An 18,619-nucleotide genomic window follows, 5' to 3' on the forward strand; every position below is an offset into this window, starting at 1 on the left:
TGATATGTAGAGGATCAAAAATTATTGTCCCATCATTTCCTGAATACGCTCTTGCATAAGGTCCTGATCCTGCATGGTCTCCCAACCAAATGTGGTTATCATCCAAAGTAATAAAATCAGATACAACGCACCTAGTATAATACCAATAATGGATAGAATTTTACCAATTTTTACATTTTGATATCCGGTGTATAAATCCGGGTTTTCTTTATACAATTTTGTGGCTTTGCTAGCAAGCACTAAGGCGACAATTCCTAAAATGAAACCAACACCATAAAAGCAACATCCTAAAATTGAAATGATACCGAATACTAGAATAAGTGTGGAATTGGGTAATTTTTGTTGTTCCATGATTGACAGTTAGAAGTTAAAATGTTTAAAATAATAGCCGGTAATGATAATTACCGCATTCAATATAGCCAAAAAATAAATAAGTTTCCCGACGTATTTAAAATTTCTGATCGCATTTATCCCAATAACAGCGATAAGTACGATTAAAGTAAAAATAGCAGGATACATGTGAAAGGCTGCAGAAAAATCTCCTTGAATAAGAAAAACCATAGAACGTTGCATACCGCAGCCGAAGCAATCTAAACCAAATAATTTTTTAGACAGGCAGGGTAGCATGTATTGTTCGAAATTTTGAGCTATAAAATACATGGAAGCTAAATTACTAAATAGCCACCTATTATCATAATTAAAAGCGGGGTGCTTAATAACAACATTGACCGTAAAAGTCTTACTTCATTTAGTTCAGTAAGCTCGGTATTTCTATGTAAATTTGTTTTTAGTTAAATTCTAAAAATGAAGTATATAAATTATATCCTCCTGGTCGTTGGCGCAGCCACAGCGTTTTATTCGGATACCTTTACCGACTACAATCAAAAAACCACGGTTTTAGTGGTAGGAATGGTTTTGATGATGTTAGGAATCTACCGGATCTCTCGTGGTTTACGAAGTCGTTCCAATCAATCTGATGCGGAGGAAAACAGTCAAAATGAATAGATATTATGGCTTTTAAGGTGAATGATTTTGTTTCGGTTTTGGATGATGATCTTTCAGGTACGGTAAAACGTATTCAAGGAGATGTGGTTTATATCGAAACAAATGACGGTTTTGAACTCAGTTTTCACAGAAATGAACTTATTTTAATGGAGGATAAATCAGGTTTTGGCAAATCGATTTTTTCCGAAAGGTCTTTTAAAGAAGTGGTTGCTGAAAAAGAAAAACCAAAGCGAAAACAGACACCACGTAAAAAACCAAAAGAACGTAATGAAGTTATCATGGAGGTAGATCTTCACATACATCAGTTGGTGACTTCAACAAAAAACATGTCCAATTTCGACATGCTCACCCTACAGTTAGATACCGCCAAACGGAAATTGGAATATGCTATGGCTAATCGTATCCCGAAAGTCGTTTTTATTCACGGTGTAGGTGAAGGCGTATTAAAATTAGAATTAGAATATCTTTTTCGGCGTTATGATAACATCAAATACTATGATGCGAATTATCAGAAGTATGGTTTAGGCGCTACAGAAATCTATATCTATCAGAACACTAAAAGTTAATTAAAAGGCGGTGTTTCTTTTCTGGAGTTGGTTGTAATTCCATCATTTAGAATACCAAAATCCAAAAGTTCCTGAGACAAGAATGATAGGCTAATATCTCGTACTTGAGCACTAACGTTGTACGTTTGGTTAATAGTATGTTGTCTGTAAGCAGTAGCTGAAACCGTTGTGGCGACCTCGGGATTTAAATAATCAGCAATGCCCAAGGTTCCATTTGTGATATCGTTTTGAGGATTTTGGTCCTGAGATTGGTTTTCTTCATCTCTGGTAAGAACGCCATCACCATCATCATCCGGGTCTAAATAATCCGGAATACCATCGCCGTCGGTATCCTGAGCATCATCTAAAATACCATCACCGTTAGGATCGGGGTTTTCATTTTTAGTAAGAACATTATCCCCGTCATCATCCATATCGATATAGTCTGGTAATCCATCCATATCAGTATCGTCATTCTCTAAATTACCATCACCATTTCGGTCTTCCAAAATCGCTGTGACATCATCTTGATCATCTTCCACTAACACAGCGCTGAAATCAACAGAACAAGTATCACTTTCATCCTGAATAATGTTGACATTTGGCGGTATATTAGTACAAAAAAGATTATTTGGTAATGTTGCATCACTATAGGTTCGGTAATATATGGTCGCTGATTTTGTGGTTGTAGAGGTTCCGTCAGCACCAACAGCAATCAATTCGGCCTTTGTAAAACTGGTAATCAATAAAGAAAGTGATTCACTGGGTTCTGTTTTTGTTTTATACAATACGAGGTTGGATAAACTTTCACATGCCTGAAAGGTTTCGCCAAAGTTCAATTCTACGGTAATCACATCCCCATCATCACAAGCAGGTAAGATAAGGAGTGGTAGTAAAAGGTATAAAAACTTTCGCATTGTGTTTGGGTTTTAGGCAAAAATAGTAGAATTGTTAATTATAACGTAGCTTATTGAGAATAATTTTATTTCAAGTACTTTTGTACTTTATTACAGCAGGATGAGACAGGTATATTTTGATAATGCGGCAACCACCCAAATGCGAGATAAGGTTGTAGAGGCTATGACCGAGGTGTTGAAAAACAACTTTGGTAATCCGTCATCCACCCATAGTTTTGGACGTCATTCCAAAGCCCTGATCGAACAATCCCGAAAAACGGTAGCCAAATGTTTGAATTGTTCTGCTAGTGAAATTATTTTCACTTCCGGTGGTACAGAAGCTGATAATTTAGTGCTTCGAAGCGCTGTTCGCGATCTAGGTGTAAAACATATTATTAGTTCCAAAATAGAGCATCACGCCGTGTTGCATACCTTAGACCAACTCGCGGAGGAATACGACCTTACAATTAGTTATGTGAATTTGGACCCTCATGGTGATATTGATTATTTACATCTGGAAACCCTTTTACAAACAGACAAACCAACACTTGTGAGTTTGATGCATGTGAACAATGAAATTGGAACTATTTTGGACCTTAAAAAAGTGGCTGAACTTTGTAAAACATTTAGCGCTTTTTTACATTCTGATGCTGTTCAATCTATCGGTCATTATCCTTTGGACTTACAAGAAACGCCAGTTGATTTCTTAGCTGCTTCAGCACATAAATTTCATGGTCCTAAAGGTGTTGGGTTTGCTTTCGTTCGAAAAAACACCGGTTTAAAACCTTTGATCTTTGGGGGTGAGCAGGAGCGTGGGTTACGTGCCGGAACCGAATGTACGCATAACATTGTTGGCTTAGCCAGTGCTTTGGAGCTATCCAGTAATAATTTTGAAACGGAATATCAAAGTGTAAAAGAATTGAAGGCCTATTTTATCCGATCTTTAAAAGATGCGCTTCCTGAAGTTAAATTTAACGGCTATTCCGGTGATCTTGAAAAAAGCACCTATACTCTGGTTAATGTGTGTTTACCGGTTAGCGCTCAAAAAGGAGGAATGCTTCTATTTCAATTGGATTTGAAAGGTATTGCTTGTTCCAAGGGGAGTGCCTGTCAGAGTGGAAGTAATCAAAACTCACATGTGCTTAATGAAATATTGAATGATGCAGAACTTCAAAAACCCTCAGTTCGTTTTTCGTTCAGTATATTTAATTCGAAAGCTGAAGTAGATTATGTTGTTTCTGTTCTTAAGGAAAATATTTTGAGTCAGGTGTCTTGATCTTGCCTATTAAAATGACATTCGTGTTCTTAAATTGAATACTCTTGGGGTTAAATAGTTTGGAATGGCATATTGTCGTTTCGTGTAAACATCACGCACCCAAGTATTGGTAATAGAATTTTGAACGTCGAATATATTGTAGATCTCAAACCCGATACTCAGGGTTTTGAAGGGTTTTTTCCAACCATGATCGAAACGCTTATCTTCATCAACTAAAACATATTGCAGTCCTAGATCACCGCGCTTGTAATCCGGCAGACGATTTTGATATTGGTAAGGATCGGCATAGCTGGGAGATCCACCAGGAAGCCCTGTGTTATATACTAAGTTGAGATAAACCTTTAAATTCGGCACACTAGGAACATAATCCTGAAACAGCGCAGCAAATTTTAAACGTTGATCTGTTGGTCTTGAAATATAGCCTCTTTCATCAATGTTCTCTTCCGTTTTTAAATAGCCAAAACTAAACCACGATTGCGTACCGGGAACAAACTCACCATTCAGTCGAAGATCTAAGCCGTATGCATAAGCTTTAGCATTATTTCGTGCACGATAGCGGATTCTGACATTCTCCAAGGTATATGGGTTTACATCGCTTAAGCCTTTATAGTAAACTTCCGAACTTAACTTAAAAGGGCGATCCCACATATTAAAACTGTAATCATTAGCGAAAACGACGTGAAAGGATTTTTGAGCTTTAACTGTGGGTTGAACGGTACCCGAACTATCTCTTAGCTCACGATAGAACGGGGGTTGGTAATATAAACCACCCGAAAGCCTGAATAGCATATCTTTTTCCCAGTTCGGTTTTAAGGCGATTTGAACACGAGGGCTGATCACGGTTTGCCCTGAAGCTTGGGTTGCTGTACCTCTTCCATTTTTGTTCTTAACCTGCCAGTAGTGTGCCCTGACGCCTGCATTTAGCCAAAGTTCAGAGTTGCCTACCGACGTTTTTTTACTCCACTGGGTATAGGCCTGTATTCGGTTGATTGTGGTGAAGTTTGTTGCTCTTACATTTTGAAAGGGTACCAGAGGTCCGGCATATGGGCTGTAAGGTTGTTCATTTACAGGTGTGGTTTTTGGTGGTCGAATAGAAAATCCAGCCGAGTCAATAACTTCCCATTCAACCAGACGATCGCGAATATCCTCATTCGTAAATTTCACAGACCAATCAATACGGTTTTCATTTTTGGTATATTGTCCTTTGAGTTCTATATTCGATATCAAGGCATCCAAACTATTTCTACCATGATTGATCTGACTTCCGATACCTTGTGTGAATTCCACCTCACCTAAATTTTCATCACCAATATTGGTATTCACATCACCGAGTGCGTATTGAGCTAAAATATCAAAATACTCTTCTTCTGTGGTGTGATAGCTAGAGGCTATGAGATGCGTTGTAAGATGGTCATTAACTATGTAAGTCCCTTTTAACGCTCCAAAAAGCGTTTGGTAACGGTCTTTTTCCTGACCATTGTAATAAACGACCAGAGCTTTTGGATCGGCTAGGGTTCCAAAGTTAGTTTGCCGGGTTTGGGGTATAAAATTATAATTGTTTAGAGCGGCATTACCTAAAAAACTTAACTGGAATTTATTCGTAAAACGGTACGTGAATAAGCCTTGGACATCTGTAAAAACAGGGGAGACCGTGGTTTCTGTTTCTCTGGCATTGATCAATAACCGATTATCGCGATACCGGGCTCCAACAAGTGCCGTAAACTTCGAGTCTTTACTCATATTTTCTATCGAAATACCCGCGCCCAAGAGACTAAGATCAGCATGTGCTTCGAATTGATATGGTCGTTTGTAGGTAATGTCTAAAACAGATGATAACTTATCGCCATATTTAGCTTGAAATCCTCCAGCAGAGAAATCTACATTTTGAACCAAATCTGAGTTTACAAAGCTCAAACCTTCCTGTTGGCCCGAACGAATTAAAAACGGACGATAGACCTCTATGCCGTTCACATAAACTAAATTTTCATCAAAATTACCACCCCGAACGTTGTATTGTGTACTCAGTTCGTTATTGTTGCTTACCCCTGGAAGGGTCATCAATAAATTTTCAACACCCGGATTTGCTCCCGGAATTTTTCGAATGGTTTCAGGATCTAAACTTGTAATACCCTCAATATCTTTATTACGTGAAGAATTTACAACAACTGTTGCTATTTGTTCCACTGCTAATTTCATCACGGGATTAAATTCAACAATTTCACCATTTTTCAATTCGAATGATATCTCAATACTTTTAAAAGATATATGGGAAAATCGAAGTTTTATTAAGGTGTTAGCGGGAATACTTATCTGATAAAAACCATTAGCATTACTTTGAGTACCCGAGGTAGAATTCGTTATAGCTACATTGGATACCGGTGTGTTGTTTTCATCTAAAATAACACCTTGAACCGTAGCCGTCTGTGAGTAAACAACGGTTGTGAGTAATATGAAACCTAGTAAAAGACCCTTCGAAAAATTCAAATGAAATTATTTTATTTTCTGTAAAAAATTGCTTCAAATGTAGCACTATTTCCTGCATTATCCACCACGATCACTTTCAAATTATTTTTAACATCCCTAATAACATTATCCTTAAAATCATGCACTAAGGTATTAGTTTTGTAATCGTATTCTGTTAAAATCCATTTGCCGTTTACTGTTACGCGATAATCAGAAATACCGGAAATGTCATCTTTTATTTTTAATTTTAAGAAACGGAAATTACTTATCCATTGCCCATCATAAAAATTATCTGGTTTTATGGTTGGATTTATAGTATCCATAGCCAATGTGTAGGTTCCAAGCGTTTTGGTGTGGGTTGTTAGCGTGTTCCCCTTTCTATGTGTGGATGAATACGCCGGAAAGCCTTTGTAACCAACCAAACGCGCAATGTATAAATGCTTTAAATCTTCAGGTTTATATTTACTGACGTCGAACGAAATATCGAAATATTTCTTCGCCGGAACAATATCTTTATGTAGGGTCAAGGTGTCGTTGGAAACATTAAAATCCATATAAAAATCCTCGTAGAAGGTATCGGCGGCAAAAGAAACATCGACTCCATCTTTGCTTAAATTCACTTTTTGATCATGATGAATGAAATAGGGCGTTTTTTCTTCAGGCTTTGGTGTTCCCATAGCATTTTTAGTACCATTTATATTGATGGTAACCCAGGTTTCATTGTTTTTAAAATCGGAAACCCTTATTTTATAAACCACGTTAGTGCTGTCTTCAAGTCTCACAATACCATCGTTAACGACGTCTGTTATAATACTCAGTGGATTGTTGATCCTAAACAGTTTTTGAATACGTTTTTCATGAGTTTCATAGTATTCGTAATCGATCAGTTGATTGATGTGTTTTGATTCATCAAATGAAAATGATTTAAAATCTAGGCCATAATTTCGATTCCCATTCAAAAAAGTTGAGATGTTATAAACCCCGTTTTGATTCGAAGCCAGATCTTGACGGTCGATGGTCTCAATACCAAAACCAATTTTTCCAATAGCATTTACATTTTCCGTGATATAATCTCCACTATCCAATGGGATCAAACGCAATTTTATTCTGGAGCTTTCCTTATTAATGCCGGAATTTTCGTCCATAGGATAGGCAAAAACTGATTTAACAATAGGAAGTATATGGTCTTCAGTTTCGATTCCGAAAAGCATTGGATTGATCGGGTATTGATTTTTATCCCGAATTTCAAAATGTAAATGCGGACCAGCAGAGCCACCCGTATTTCCGCTGTAGGCTATAAATTCACCACGTTTCACCGGAAGTTCACCGGCACGCGGAAAAACTTCAACCTCATAGGACTCGTTACTGTACTGCTTTTTTTTAATAAAGTTTTCAATGCTATCATTAAATTGTTGCAAATGTCCGTATACCGTAGTGTACCCATTAGGGTGAGCAATATATAAGGCCTTACCGTAGCCGTAATGAGAAATTTTTATACGACTCACATAACCATCAGCAGCAGCCTTAATTGTTTGTCCCTCGCGCCCCTGAGTTTTAATATCTAAACCTCCGTGGAAATGGTTGGATCGTAACTCAGCAAATGTACCGGAAAAAATGAGTGGAATATCTAAGGGACTTTCAAAATAATCCTGAGGATAAATATTTTGGGCTCCTGCGCTAAAAACGTAAATGAATAGTAGTATCGGGATGAATCGCATAAGTAAGACTTGGTGCTAAAATATTAATTAGATTTCAATATGCAAACTATAAAACACAAAACCACTTGGGTTATTGTGTTAAAAACATCACATTTAAATTTTATGAGAAAAGTATTGTAAGTTTCTATTGCGAATGTTAACTTTGTGTAATAAGTATTGATATTTGTAAATGAGTAATATTGAAGAAATTGTTGATTCGTTAGAAAACAAAATTAGTAAGATATTACACAAAATGGATATTTTAAAGCAAGCTAATTCTAGGTTAAAAGAAGAATTAGAGCAATCGAAGCAAACGATTGAGGGTCAGTCTCAAGATATTTTAGCCTGGCAAGAAAAATACGATGCTTTAAAAATGGCAAATACAATGCTTGGTAGTAGCGATAATAAAAGAGAAACGAAACTCAAAATAAACGCTTTAATTAGAGAAATCGACCACTGCATTACGCAGTTATCAGATTAGAGAAATGAAAATCAATGTCCGAAAAGCTTAAAATAAAGCTATCTATAGCAAATCGCGTGTATCCACTTACGATTGAAGCTAGTCAAGAAGAAGGTTTAAGAAAAGCCGCTAAGAACATTGAGATAATGATAAAGCAATTTGAGCAAAGTTACTCTGTAAGAGATAAACAAGATGTACTAGCGATGTGTGCCCTGCAATTTGCCTCACAAGTTGAGCAAAAATCGATTGATAAGGCCACAGTAAGTGAACATGTCGAGGAAAAGCTAAAAGCATTGGATGCGTTGTTAAACGCACAATTAAGCTCTTAAAAAAACGTTCTTTAAATACATAAAGTTACTGCCTACATTGGTTATTTTTTTGCTGAACTCAACGTTAATTCTTTAAAAAAGGTGAGTCTAAGTTGTAAAAGCATGCTGCCTCCGAGCAGACCCTTGATCAGCTTGTTAGCCTTAAACTTGTTTTTAAGGAGTTCATTCAAATCCTTTACCAGTGTAGGCTTTTTTATATCTAACTGTCAACTAAATTAAATACATGGAAAACCCAATTATATTCACAATGGTAGCTGCTGTTGTTGGCTTAATCATAGGCTTTTTCGTGGCCAAAGCTCTCGAGAAAAACAATGCTTCAAAACTTATAAAAGAGGCAAAAAAGAGTGCGGCTATGATCTTAAAAGAAGCCCAAAGCGAAGGAGAATCGATAAAAAAAGATAAAATCCTTCAGGCCAAAGAAAAGTTTATTGAATTAAAATCGGAGCACGAAAAAGTAATCTTCTCTCGGGATAAAAAAATGGCTGAGGCCGAAAAACGAACTCGGGATAAAGAAGCTCAGATATCTAATGAGTTATCGAAAAATAAGAAGATCAATGAAAATCTCGAAGAAAAGGTTAAAGACTACAATCACAGGATAACTGTTCTTGAGAAGAAGCAAGAAGAAATTGATAAACTTCATAAAAATCAGGTTCAGCAGCTTGAGGTTATTTCCAGCCTTTCGGCGGAAGAAGCTAAAGAGCAATTAGTAGAATCCTTAAAAGGAGAAGCTAAAAATGATGCCATGGGCTATATTCAGAATGCCCTTGAAGAAGCGAAACTAACTGCGGAACAGGAAGCTAAAAAGGTGATCATTAACACCATTCAGCGTATTGGAACAGAAGAAGCAGTAGACAACTGCGTTTCCGTATTCAATATTGAATCTGATGACGTAAAAGGTAGAATCATTGGTCGTGAAGGTCGAAATATTCGTGCCATTGAGGCGGCAACAGGGGTAGAGATCATTGTTGATGATACTCCGGAAGCTATCATTTTGTCTTGTTTTGATTCTGTGCGTAGAGAAATTGCACGCTTATCTCTTCATAAATTGGTTACTGATGGACGTATTCATCCGGCCCGTATTGAGGAGATAGTCAAGAAGACCAAAAAACAAATTGATCAGGAAATTATTGAGATCGGTAAACGTACCGTGATCGATCTGGGAATTCATAACCTGCACCCTGAACTTATCAAAATGGTCGGTAGAATGAAATACCGCTCTTCATATGGGCAAAACTTGTTACAACACTCCCGTGAAGTAGCTAAACTCTGTGGTGTTATGGCTGCTGAGTTAGGCTTGAATCCAAAACTCGCCAAGCGTGCCGGACTACTGCATGATATTGGAAAAGTGCCGGATGCAGAAGCGGATATGGAAACTCCACATGCTATATTAGGTATGCAATGGGCTGAAAAATTTGGCGAGAAGGAGGATGTTTGTAATGCCATTGGGGCTCACCACGACGAAATCGAAATGAAAACATTAATAGCACCTATTATTCAGGTTTGCGATGCCATTTCAGGTGCTCGTCCAGGAGCGCGTCGTCAGGTTTTAGATAGCTATATTCAGCGTTTAAAAGATCTTGAGGATATCGCATTTGGATTTAACGGTGTTAAAAAAGCTTATGCTATTCAAGCTGGTAGAGAACTTCGCGTAATCGTAGAGAGCGATAAAGTGAATGACGATAAAGCTGCAGATCTATCCTTTAGTATTTCACAAAAAATTCAAACAGATATGACGTATCCCGGACAGGTTAAAGTAACTGTGATCCGTGAAACACGTGCCGTGAATATTGCAAAATAGATGCGGTTTGAAATATAATAAAATTAAAATCCAGCTTTTACAGCTGGATTTTTTATTTCCGGGGATGATACTTTTGAATCACCTTGGAAAGGTGGCTTTTATCCATGTGCACATAAATTTCAGTGGTGGTAATACTTTCGTGTCCGAGCATTAATTGAATTGATCTTAGGTCGGCATCATTCTGTAATAAATGCGTTGCAAAAGAATGTCTGAAGGTATGTGGTGACACACTTTTTTTGAGTCCGATCTTCTCCGCCAATTGTTTGATTATGGTAAAAATCATGGCACGGGTAAGCTGTTTACCACGTCTATTTAAAAATAGGGTATCTTCGTAACCCGTTTGAATGTTCAGGTGGTTCCGAATGTAAATGATATAGTTATTAATATATTTTATAGTTGAATTTACGATTGGCACAAAGCGTTCTTTATCACCCTTGCCCGTTACTTTTATAAAACCTTCATCAAAAAACAGGTCCGATAGTTTTAAGTTTACCAATTCACTTACACGAAGACCGCATCCATAAAGTGTTTCTAACATAGCTCTATTACGTTCTCCTTCTGGTTTACTAAGATCTATTGCAGCGATCAGTCTATCGATCTCTTCTTCTGAAAGGGTATCAGGCAACTTTCTACCTATTTTAGGTGATTCTATAAGGTCTAAAGGGTTTGTTTTGCGGTAGTCTTCAAAGACCAAAAAATTAAAAAAACTGCGTAAACCAGAGATGATTCGGGATTGCGACCGTGTATTGATCACCTTAGCCAGTTCATAAATAAACCGTTGAACGGTTTCTTTATCGATGTCGGTTGGAGACACGCTCACTTTGTTATCCTCAAGGTACTGGATCAGTTTCTTAACATCAAGACTATAGTTTTCAATGGAATTTGCAGCCAGTCCACGTTCGATCTTGAGGTAAAGTTGATAGTCTTTAAGAACTTGGTTCCATTTCATATTTGTAAAATTACACATACTTTGAAATTAGTTTTAAAATACTTTTAAAATAGTCTTTGTCCTAAGATTATAAAATGATTTTATCATTCATTAAAAACTATATTCAAAAAATAAGCATTTAAAATATCTATAAACAAATGTTAATAGATATTTTTAGATAAACTTTTAGAAAACATGTAAAAACACAGATAATTTCTGATTATATTCGCCAGACTTAACCTAAAAAAAATTATTATGAAAAACCTACTTTTATTTTCTTTTTTATCTGTTTTTATTTTTTCGGCCAAAGCCCAAACACAATTTGGTTTAACAGCTGGTTATTTCGGTGTATCTTCTAAGTCCTTCACAATTGGTGGAAGTTCTTTATCTGGCACAGCCTCGGGATTTTATGTTGGTGCTATGGCAGATTTTAAAACTTCTGAAAAATTACATTTGCAACCTGAACTTTTATACGCAAATGCGAATAGTAACGATGTCATCATTATTCCAATTTTGCTCAAATATTATACTACCGAAAAATTTAGTATCCAGGCAGGACCTCAGGCTTCTTATATTTTAGAAGATGCTTCTACTAATTATACTCCTTTAGGACTAGCTTTGGCTACAGGATTGGGTTATGATATTACTCAAAACTTTTTCCTTCAAGCCAGATATTCTGTTCAAATAAACAATTATTACAATGGAAATGAAGATTTTAGAGCTCGAGATAATTTTTTTACTGTTGGTGTAGGCTATAAATTCAATTAAATAAATATTTTTTAATAAGATAAAGCCGGGCATTATGCTCGGTTTTTTTATACCCAATTTTTAATATATTTACCCTATGAAAAAACTAATGATAATTAATGGTCCGAATTTGAATCTTTTAGGCAAACGTGAACCTGATATTTATGGTAAATTGTCATTTGAAGATTTTTTAGGTCAACTCAGAACGGAATTTGTAACCGTTGAATTGGATTATTTTCAATCGAACATTGAAGGGGAACTTATTGACAAACTTCAAGAAGCAGGCTTTTCATACGACGGGATCATTCTGAATGCCGCCGCTTATACACATACCTCTGTTGGTATTGGAGATGCAGTTAAAGCTATTGAAGCACCTGTGGTGGAAGTTCATATTTCGAATACCTTTAGCCGTGAAGAATTTAGGCACCAATCCTATATTTCTCCAAATGCCAGTGGCGTTATTTTAGGGTTTGGTTTACGAAGTTATAGTTTAGCCATTCAAAGTTTTTTGTAAAAATTAAAACTATTATAAATAAAAAGTTCCGGCGCAAACCGGAACTTTTTTATTTTAATGTCTTTATTCTTAAATGTGAATAACTTCATCATAAGCATCAGCGACAGCTTCCATCACAGCCTCACTCATGGTAGGATGTGGATGAACTGCCTTAAGTACTTCATGGCCTGTCGTTTCTAATTTTCTACCTAATACGGCTTCTGCGATCATATCGGTAACACCGGCACCAATCATATGGCATCCCAGCCATTCACCATATTTAGCATCAAAAATAACTTTTACAAAACCTTCTTTATTACCACCGGCACTTGCTTTACCCGAGGCAGAGAATGGAAACTTTCCAACCTTAATGTCAAATCCTTTTTCTTTGGCTTGTTTTTCAGTTAATCCAACACTGGCAATTTCTGGGGAACAATACGTGCATCCAGGAATATTTCCATAATCCAAAGGTTGTACATGTTCTCCAGCGATTTTTTCTACACACAATATCCCTTCCGCGGAAGCGACATGAGCTAATGCCTGACCCGGCGTTACATCTCCAATGGCGTAATATCCCGGTATATTGGTTTGGTAAAAATCGTTTACTAATATTTTGTCGCGGTCAACAACAATACCCACATCTTCCAATCCGATATTTTCAATATTGGTTTTTATCCCAACAGCACTTAAAATAATATCCGCTTCAAGCTGCTCTTCACCTTTACTGGTTTTAACCGTTGCCTTTACACCACTCCCGGACGTATCCACACTAGTTACTTCTGCCGAGGTCATAACCTTTATGCCGGACTTTTTGAAAGAGCGCTCCAATTGTTTGGAAATATCTTCATCTTCAACGGGTACAATGTTTGGTAAATATTCTACAACAGTGACCTCGGTACCCATGGAGTTATAAAAATAAGCAAACTCAACACCAATAGCGCCAGAGCCTACTACGATCATTTTTTTTGGTTGTTTTGCTAAGGTCATGGCCTCTCTATATCCAATTACCTTTTTACCGTCCTGTGGCAAACTAGGCAACTCTCTGGAGCGCGCACCGGTTGCAATGATGATATTATCGGCACTATATTCGGTACCATCTACATCTATTTTTTTACCAGGTTTTAGTTTTCCAAAACCTTCAATGACGTCAATTTTATTTTTCTTCATCAAAAACTGAACGCCTTTACTCATGCCATCAGCGACACCACGACTACGTTTTACAACCGCATCAAAATCGTGTTCAGCGTCTTTCACTTTTAAACCATATTCATCAGCATGTTTAAGATATTCGAATACTTGAGCTGATTTTAAAAGGGCCTTTGTAGGAATACAACCCCAGTTTAAACAAACACCACCTAAACTTTCTTTTTCAACAACAGCAGTTTTAAAACCTAATTGCGAAGCTCTAATAGCGGTTACATAACCGCCAGGCCCGCTTCCAAGAACTATAATATCGTATTTACTCATGAGTTATTTTTTAGACTGCGAATTTACGAAATCGAAATCTAAAAAAGAATACTGACCTGTTTTTAATTTTATTCTGAGTGTCCTTTAAAACTGGCCTAATTAAATTTAGGTATTTATAAATTTCCAAGAAATTTAAATTATTGATTATCAAATGTTAATAAAAATGAGCAAACATTAAAATTTTTATGTAATATTTTAATATAACTTACTGATGTTCAGTTATTTTGATTAAATTCAAGTCTATTAACAAACCAAAATTAATCCAAAATGAAAAAAGTATCAATTTTATACATGCTACTATTTACAGTAGCCATGTATTCTCAAAAGAAAAAAAACGGAACTATTTACAGTGAACACCCAGCTATAAACGTGGTGGAAGCTATGCAGCAGGCCTTTGTAAAAGGGGACACTGCGACCGTGGCCGGTTATTTAGCAGATAACTTTCGCGCTTTCGACGGATTTAATATGAACCCTGACAATGAGGGAAGATCTAAAGAAAATTTTTTAAGACAATCTTATTGGTGGAGTCAGAACATCGATTATTTGAGTATTTCCAGAGCGGGAGGAGCTTATCCCGATGCGCTGGAGTATAAAGAAGATGGTATTTGGGTGCAGACCTGGGATGTTTTACATGGTGCAGATAAAATAACTGGAGTTAAAATCGGCGGACCTTTTCACCAGTTATATGTGATAAATAAGGACAACAAAATTGCAAGAGTAATTGACTACAGCGAAAATATCGGGCCTGAAATAAGAGAGGCAAGATTTCCAAGAACCAATGGTACCATATATAATTCGCATCCAAATATAGACACGGTTAGGAAAATGGTGAACGCTTTGGAACATGGAGATGCGGATAAAGGCTTTAGCTATTTCTCTGAAAATGCATGGTTTAGAACTATTGAAACCCCTCCTGGCGAAAGAAATTCAGTAGCCGACGAAAAGAAGAATTTTTTAGAAATGTTGAAAATCTGGGATATTGTTAGTATCGATGTGGTTGGCTATCCAGACTATCTGGAATACGAAAAAGACGCGACCAAGGTGGTTCAATCCTGGTGGAATTTTAGAGTTAAGAAAAAATCCAGTGATAAAGTGATAAGTATTCCTGTATTATTGGTTCATAGATTCAATGATGAAGGTGAAATTACAAGTGAAATGGGCTATTTTACTACAACCGCTATGGCCGACTAAAAAAAGTATTTAATAAACAAAAAACCTTCAAATTGGATTTGAAGGTTTTTTTTATGATATAATTTCTAGTATTTTTTATTACTGAGATTTCTCAAAATCGATACTTACAGAATTAACACAATAGCGTGTTCCGGTTTCAGTTGGACCATCATTAAATACATGTCCTAAATGACCACCACAATTGGAACAAACAATTTCTGTACGGATCATACCATGACTTTTGTCTAAAACGTAATCTACTGTTCCTTTTATGGATTGATCAAAACTGGGCCAACCACAATGGGCGTCAAACTTACTGTCGCTTTCAAATAGTTTTTGCCCACAGCCTTTGCACATATATGAGCCAGCTTCAAAATGCAAATTGAATTTTCCTGTATGTGGCCGTTCCGTTCCTTTTTCGCGCAAAACACGGTATTCCTCATCACTCAAACTTTCACGCCACTCGGCCTCGGTCTTTTGAAGTTTATTTTTCATCTTCTGGTATAAATTTTAGTGCCACACCATTTATACAATGTCTTTTTCCAGTAGTGTCACTTGGGCCATCGTTAAAAACATGTCCCAAATGTCCTCCGCAAACAGCGCAGTGCTCCTCGGTTCTTGTATAACCTAACTTGCGGTCTGTAGAATAAGCAACATTCCCTTCGATCGGTCTGTCAAAACTAGGCCAGCCAGTACCCGAATCAAATTTATGGTCACTTTTAAAAAGTGGTGTGTCACAGGCCGCACAAATGTAAGTTCCCTTCTCATAATTTTTATTTAATGGGCTAGAAAAGGCACGCTCAGTACCTTCCTCACGCATCACATAATATTGCATATCCGTAAGTTGCGCCTTCCATTCTGAAGGAGTTTTATTGATTACTGTGGTTTTCGAGGTATTTTTATCCGAAGGTTCTTTTTGGGTGTAGCCTTTACAGCTAAAAACTAAAGCGCATAGGCTAATCAAGGTAATTTTAATAAAATTCATATTCTTTTTCTTTAATCAGTCGACTTCACTGATAGAACATAACAAATTCCGACAAAAAATATTTCAAAAGAATTTATAAATAAAAGTTTTTATATTGATTTTTACCTATTCAACAATTTCGTACATTTAGAAAACAAAAAAATAATTATGAAAAATAAACATATTCTTGTTCTAAGTATTTTATCATTTCTAATTTTAGCCTGTGCCACCAATCCGTTTACAGGTAAAAAGACCATGGCATTTGTGCCAAATTCTCAATTATTTCCAACAGCTTTTGCGCAATATGATGCCTTTTTAAAAGAAAACAAGGTTATTACAGGAACTGAAGCGGCAAACATGGTAAACCGGGTAGGACAGCGTTTAGCTGTTGCTGCCGAGCGTTGGTTGACTGCAAATGGAAACATTGGTTATCTCGAGGGTTATAAATGGGAATATAATTTGGTGAATGATAGTTTAGTAAATGCCTGGTGTATGCCAGGAGGTAAAATTGTGGTTTACACAGGAATTCTTCCGATTACCCAAAATGAAACCGGACTAGCAGTAGTTTTGGGTCATGAGATTGCCCACGCACTAGCTAATCATGGTCAGCAGCGTATGAGCGCTGGGATGGTACAGCAATTAGGTGCCGTGGTTGGTAATGTAGCAATAAATGATGAACAATCTAGACAAATATTCAATCAGGCTTATGGCGTAGGTTCACAGGTTGGCGGTATGTTGCCTTTTAGTCGTTCTCATGAAACTGAGGCCGATCATATAGGTATTATTTTAATGGCTATTGCAGGATACAATCCGGAGGAAGCTCCTGAGCTTTGGCAACGCATGAAGGCTCGAAGTGGAGGTCAGGCACCACCCGAGTTTTTAAGTACACACCCTTCAAACGATACCCGAATTCAAAATTTGACAAAATGGGTTCAGGAAGCTAAAACCGAGGCTTCGAAATACGGTGTTACTCAATTTAGGTAATTTTTCATTCTAAAATATTTCATTACTTTAGAAGCGGCCAATAAAAGGCCGCTTTTTTATGAATCAACTCACCAAAGGAAGTAGGAAACTCCTAAATGCCTGGGCCTTTTATGACTGGGCGAATTCTGTTTATAGTTTGGTTATTGCATCGGCTATTTTTCCTATTTTTTACGGGAGTCTTTTTAGAGTTGCGAATATTGAAACCGTTAAGGTTTTTGGAGGTGAAATTGCCAGAGCACCACTGATAAGTTATACCACTTCTATCGCTTTTGTTTTTATTGCGATAATTACGCCTCTTATTTCTGGGATTTCAGATTATATCGGAAACAAGCGTGGATTCATGAAGTTTTTCTGTTATCTGGGAGGTCTTTCTTGTATTGGTTTATACTGGTTTTCATTAGAACATATTTACTTTAGTCTATTGTGTTACTTTTTTAGTTTAGCAGGCTTTTGGGTAAGTTTTGCCATAAACAATTCATATTTGCCTGATATCGCTTTTCCAGAACAACAAGATAAAATAAGTGCTAAAGGGTTTTCTTTGGGTTATGCCGGCAGTGTTATTTTACTTCTCATTAATCTAGCCATGGTAATGAAGCCCGATCTTTTCGGAATTATCACTGATGCCAGTGGATTGGCAGAGGTAAAGGCCATGAAATACTCTTTTGTTTCGGTAGGTGTCTGGTGGATCGCCTTTAGTCAGTATACGTTTTATTATTTACCTAAAGGGAATAAAAGGGAGAGGAACACCCATAAATCACATGTGATCCTAAACGGTTTCAAGGAATTGAAATTGGTTTGGCATCAATTAGGGGAAAATACCAAACTAAAACGCTATTTAGGTGCATTTTTTGTTTACAGTATGGCTGTGCAAACCGTGATGCTTATTGCTACCTATTTTGGTGAAGAAGAAATTCTTTGGGGTTCGGATTCGGAGCGAACCGTGGGTTTGATTGTGAGTATATTAGTGATTCAAGTTGTGGCTATTATCGGGGCAACCCTTACGGCTGCAGCTTCTAAAAAATTCGGGAATATTAAAACGCTTATTGTAATCAATATGCTTTGGGCTATAATCTGTGTTTATGCTTACTTTGTAATTACACCAACGGATTTCTATATTGCTGCAGGGTGTGTAGGTGTTGTAATGGGAGGTATTCAGGCCTTATCTCGTTCTACCTATTCAAAGTTTTTGCCGGAAACAAAAGATACTGCCTCGTTTTTTAGTTTTTACGATGTATCTGAAAAAATCGGGATTATCATCGGTACTTTTTTGTATGGATTTGTAGCTCAAATTACAGGAAGCATGCGTAATGCAGTGCTGTTTTTACTCATTTTTTTCCTAACCGGTATTTATCTTTTAACCAGAGTATCTAAACCTAAATAACAAAAAATCCCATCGC

Annotated in this window: 20 protein-coding genes and 1 other RNA gene; 12 read left to right on the forward strand and 9 right to left on the reverse strand. The window is 36.8% G+C overall.

The features are described 5' to 3' along the window. Positions 1-21 precede the first annotated feature (21 nt). Both V8G61_RS08280 and V8G61_RS08285 read right to left on the reverse strand, forming a co-directional pair. Positions 22-351 (reverse strand): CCC motif membrane protein, encoded by a 330-nt coding sequence (locus tag V8G61_RS08280; RefSeq protein ID WP_394875076.1) that lies wholly within the window; start codon positions 349-351, stop codon positions 22-24. 9 nt (positions 352-360) lie between these two features. After that, positions 361-660, reverse strand: coding sequence for a DUF2752 domain-containing protein (locus V8G61_RS08285; protein WP_394875077.1), 300 nt, complete (start codon positions 658-660; stop codon positions 361-363). A 144-nt stretch (positions 661-804) separates the two neighbouring features. Between V8G61_RS08285 and V8G61_RS08290 the strand changes: the two genes are divergently transcribed. After that, a complete protein-coding gene (locus V8G61_RS08290; protein WP_394875078.1) occupies positions 805-1,005 on the forward strand; it encodes a hypothetical protein in 201 nt (66 codons plus the stop codon). Between the two features lie 5 nt (positions 1,006-1,010). Then, entirely contained in the window at positions 1,011-1,571 is a 561-nt protein-coding gene (locus tag V8G61_RS08295) for a Smr/MutS family protein (protein ID WP_394875079.1), read from the forward strand. Here V8G61_RS08295 and V8G61_RS08300 read toward each other — a convergent pair. Further along, positions 1,568-2,467 (reverse strand): hypothetical protein, encoded by a 900-nt coding sequence (locus tag V8G61_RS08300; RefSeq protein ID WP_394875080.1) that lies wholly within the window; start codon positions 2,465-2,467, stop codon positions 1,568-1,570. The two genes, V8G61_RS08295 and V8G61_RS08300, sit on opposite strands and share 4 nt — an antisense overlap. Before the next feature lie 100 nt (positions 2,468-2,567). Between V8G61_RS08300 and V8G61_RS08305 the strand changes: the two genes are divergently transcribed. After that, on the forward strand, positions 2,568-3,722 hold the full coding sequence (locus V8G61_RS08305; protein ID WP_394875081.1) for a cysteine desulfurase family protein: 1,155 nt from the start codon (positions 2,568-2,570) through the stop codon (positions 3,720-3,722). Between the two features lie 9 nt (positions 3,723-3,731). On the opposite strand, the gene V8G61_RS08310 is transcribed toward V8G61_RS08305, so the two are convergent. After that, positions 3,732-6,206: a carboxypeptidase-like regulatory domain-containing protein gene (locus V8G61_RS08310; RefSeq protein ID WP_394875082.1), complete on the reverse strand. Its 2,475-nt coding sequence runs from the start codon at positions 6,204-6,206 to the stop codon at positions 3,732-3,734. An 11-nt stretch (positions 6,207-6,217) separates the two neighbouring features. Further along, on the reverse strand, positions 6,218-7,903 hold the full coding sequence (locus V8G61_RS08315; protein ID WP_394875083.1) for a M23 family metallopeptidase: 1,686 nt from the start codon (positions 7,901-7,903) through the stop codon (positions 6,218-6,220). A gap of 169 nt (positions 7,904-8,072) precedes the next feature. Here V8G61_RS08315 and V8G61_RS08320 point away from each other — a divergent pair, with 169 nt between their 5' ends. From V8G61_RS08320 to rny, 4 genes are all read left to right on the forward strand, one after another. Further along, positions 8,073-8,363, forward strand: coding sequence for a hypothetical protein (locus V8G61_RS08320; protein WP_394875084.1), 291 nt, complete (start codon positions 8,073-8,075; stop codon positions 8,361-8,363). Between the two features lie 14 nt (positions 8,364-8,377). Further along, positions 8,378-8,671: a cell division protein ZapA gene (locus V8G61_RS08325; protein ID WP_394875086.1), complete on the forward strand. Its 294-nt coding sequence runs from the start codon at positions 8,378-8,380 to the stop codon at positions 8,669-8,671. 56 nt (positions 8,672-8,727) lie between these two features. Next, a non-coding RNA gene (gene ssrS, locus V8G61_RS08330) (6S RNA) lies at positions 8,728-8,835 on the forward strand. 59 nt (positions 8,836-8,894) lie between these two features. Continuing rightward, positions 8,895-10,469, forward strand: coding sequence for a ribonuclease Y (gene rny, locus V8G61_RS08335; RefSeq protein ID WP_394875087.1), 1,575 nt, complete (start codon positions 8,895-8,897; stop codon positions 10,467-10,469). A gap of 52 nt (positions 10,470-10,521) precedes the next feature. On the opposite strand, the gene xerD is transcribed toward rny, so the two are convergent. Beyond that, on the reverse strand, positions 10,522-11,418 hold the full coding sequence (gene xerD / locus V8G61_RS08340) for a site-specific tyrosine recombinase XerD (protein ID WP_394875088.1): 897 nt from the start codon (positions 11,416-11,418) through the stop codon (positions 10,522-10,524). 234 nt (positions 11,419-11,652) lie between these two features. Here xerD and V8G61_RS08345 point away from each other — a divergent pair, with 234 nt between their 5' ends. Both V8G61_RS08345 and aroQ read left to right on the forward strand, forming a co-directional pair. Next, positions 11,653-12,165 (forward strand): outer membrane beta-barrel protein, encoded by a 513-nt coding sequence (locus V8G61_RS08345; RefSeq protein ID WP_394875089.1) that lies wholly within the window; start codon positions 11,653-11,655, stop codon positions 12,163-12,165. Positions 12,166-12,241: 76 nt separating this feature from the next. Next, complete coding sequence (gene aroQ / locus V8G61_RS08350; RefSeq protein ID WP_394875090.1) at positions 12,242-12,658, forward strand: type II 3-dehydroquinate dehydratase; 417 nt, start codon at positions 12,242-12,244, stop codon at positions 12,656-12,658. Between the two features lie 69 nt (positions 12,659-12,727). Here the strand turns inward: aroQ and lpdA are convergent, their stop codons facing one another. Continuing rightward, complete coding sequence (gene lpdA / locus V8G61_RS08355; protein WP_394875091.1) at positions 12,728-14,104, reverse strand: dihydrolipoyl dehydrogenase; 1,377 nt, start codon at positions 14,102-14,104, stop codon at positions 12,728-12,730. Between the two features lie 267 nt (positions 14,105-14,371). Between lpdA and V8G61_RS08360 the strand changes: the two genes are divergently transcribed. Continuing rightward, positions 14,372-15,295, forward strand: a complete 924-nt coding sequence (locus V8G61_RS08360; RefSeq protein WP_394875092.1) for a nuclear transport factor 2 family protein — start codon at positions 14,372-14,374, stop codon at positions 15,293-15,295. A gap of 78 nt (positions 15,296-15,373) precedes the next feature. Here the strand turns inward: V8G61_RS08360 and msrB (V8G61_RS08365) are convergent, their stop codons facing one another. Both msrB (V8G61_RS08365) and msrB (V8G61_RS08370) read right to left on the reverse strand, forming a co-directional pair. Then, positions 15,374-15,769 (reverse strand): peptide-methionine (R)-S-oxide reductase MsrB, encoded by a 396-nt coding sequence (gene msrB, locus V8G61_RS08365; protein WP_394875093.1) that lies wholly within the window; start codon positions 15,767-15,769, stop codon positions 15,374-15,376. Further along, on the reverse strand, positions 15,759-16,259 hold the full coding sequence (gene msrB, locus V8G61_RS08370; RefSeq protein WP_394875094.1) for a peptide-methionine (R)-S-oxide reductase MsrB: 501 nt from the start codon (positions 16,257-16,259) through the stop codon (positions 15,759-15,761). Before msrB (V8G61_RS08370) ends, msrB (V8G61_RS08365) begins: the two co-directional genes overlap by 11 nt. 147 nt (positions 16,260-16,406) lie before the next feature. Between msrB (V8G61_RS08370) and V8G61_RS08375 the strand changes: the two genes are divergently transcribed. Both V8G61_RS08375 and V8G61_RS08380 read left to right on the forward strand, forming a co-directional pair. Further along, positions 16,407-17,222, forward strand: coding sequence for a M48 family metallopeptidase (locus V8G61_RS08375; RefSeq protein ID WP_394875096.1), 816 nt, complete (start codon positions 16,407-16,409; stop codon positions 17,220-17,222). A 58-nt stretch (positions 17,223-17,280) separates the two neighbouring features. After that, entirely contained in the window at positions 17,281-18,603 is a 1,323-nt protein-coding gene (locus tag V8G61_RS08380) for an MFS transporter (RefSeq protein ID WP_394875097.1), read from the forward strand. Positions 18,604-18,619: the final 16 nt, after the last annotated feature.

Origin of the sequence: Gaetbulibacter sp. M240, assembly GCF_043876815.1 — a bacterium.
In the GTDB taxonomy this organism is placed as follows: domain Bacteria; phylum Bacteroidota; class Bacteroidia; order Flavobacteriales; family Flavobacteriaceae; genus Gaetbulibacter_A.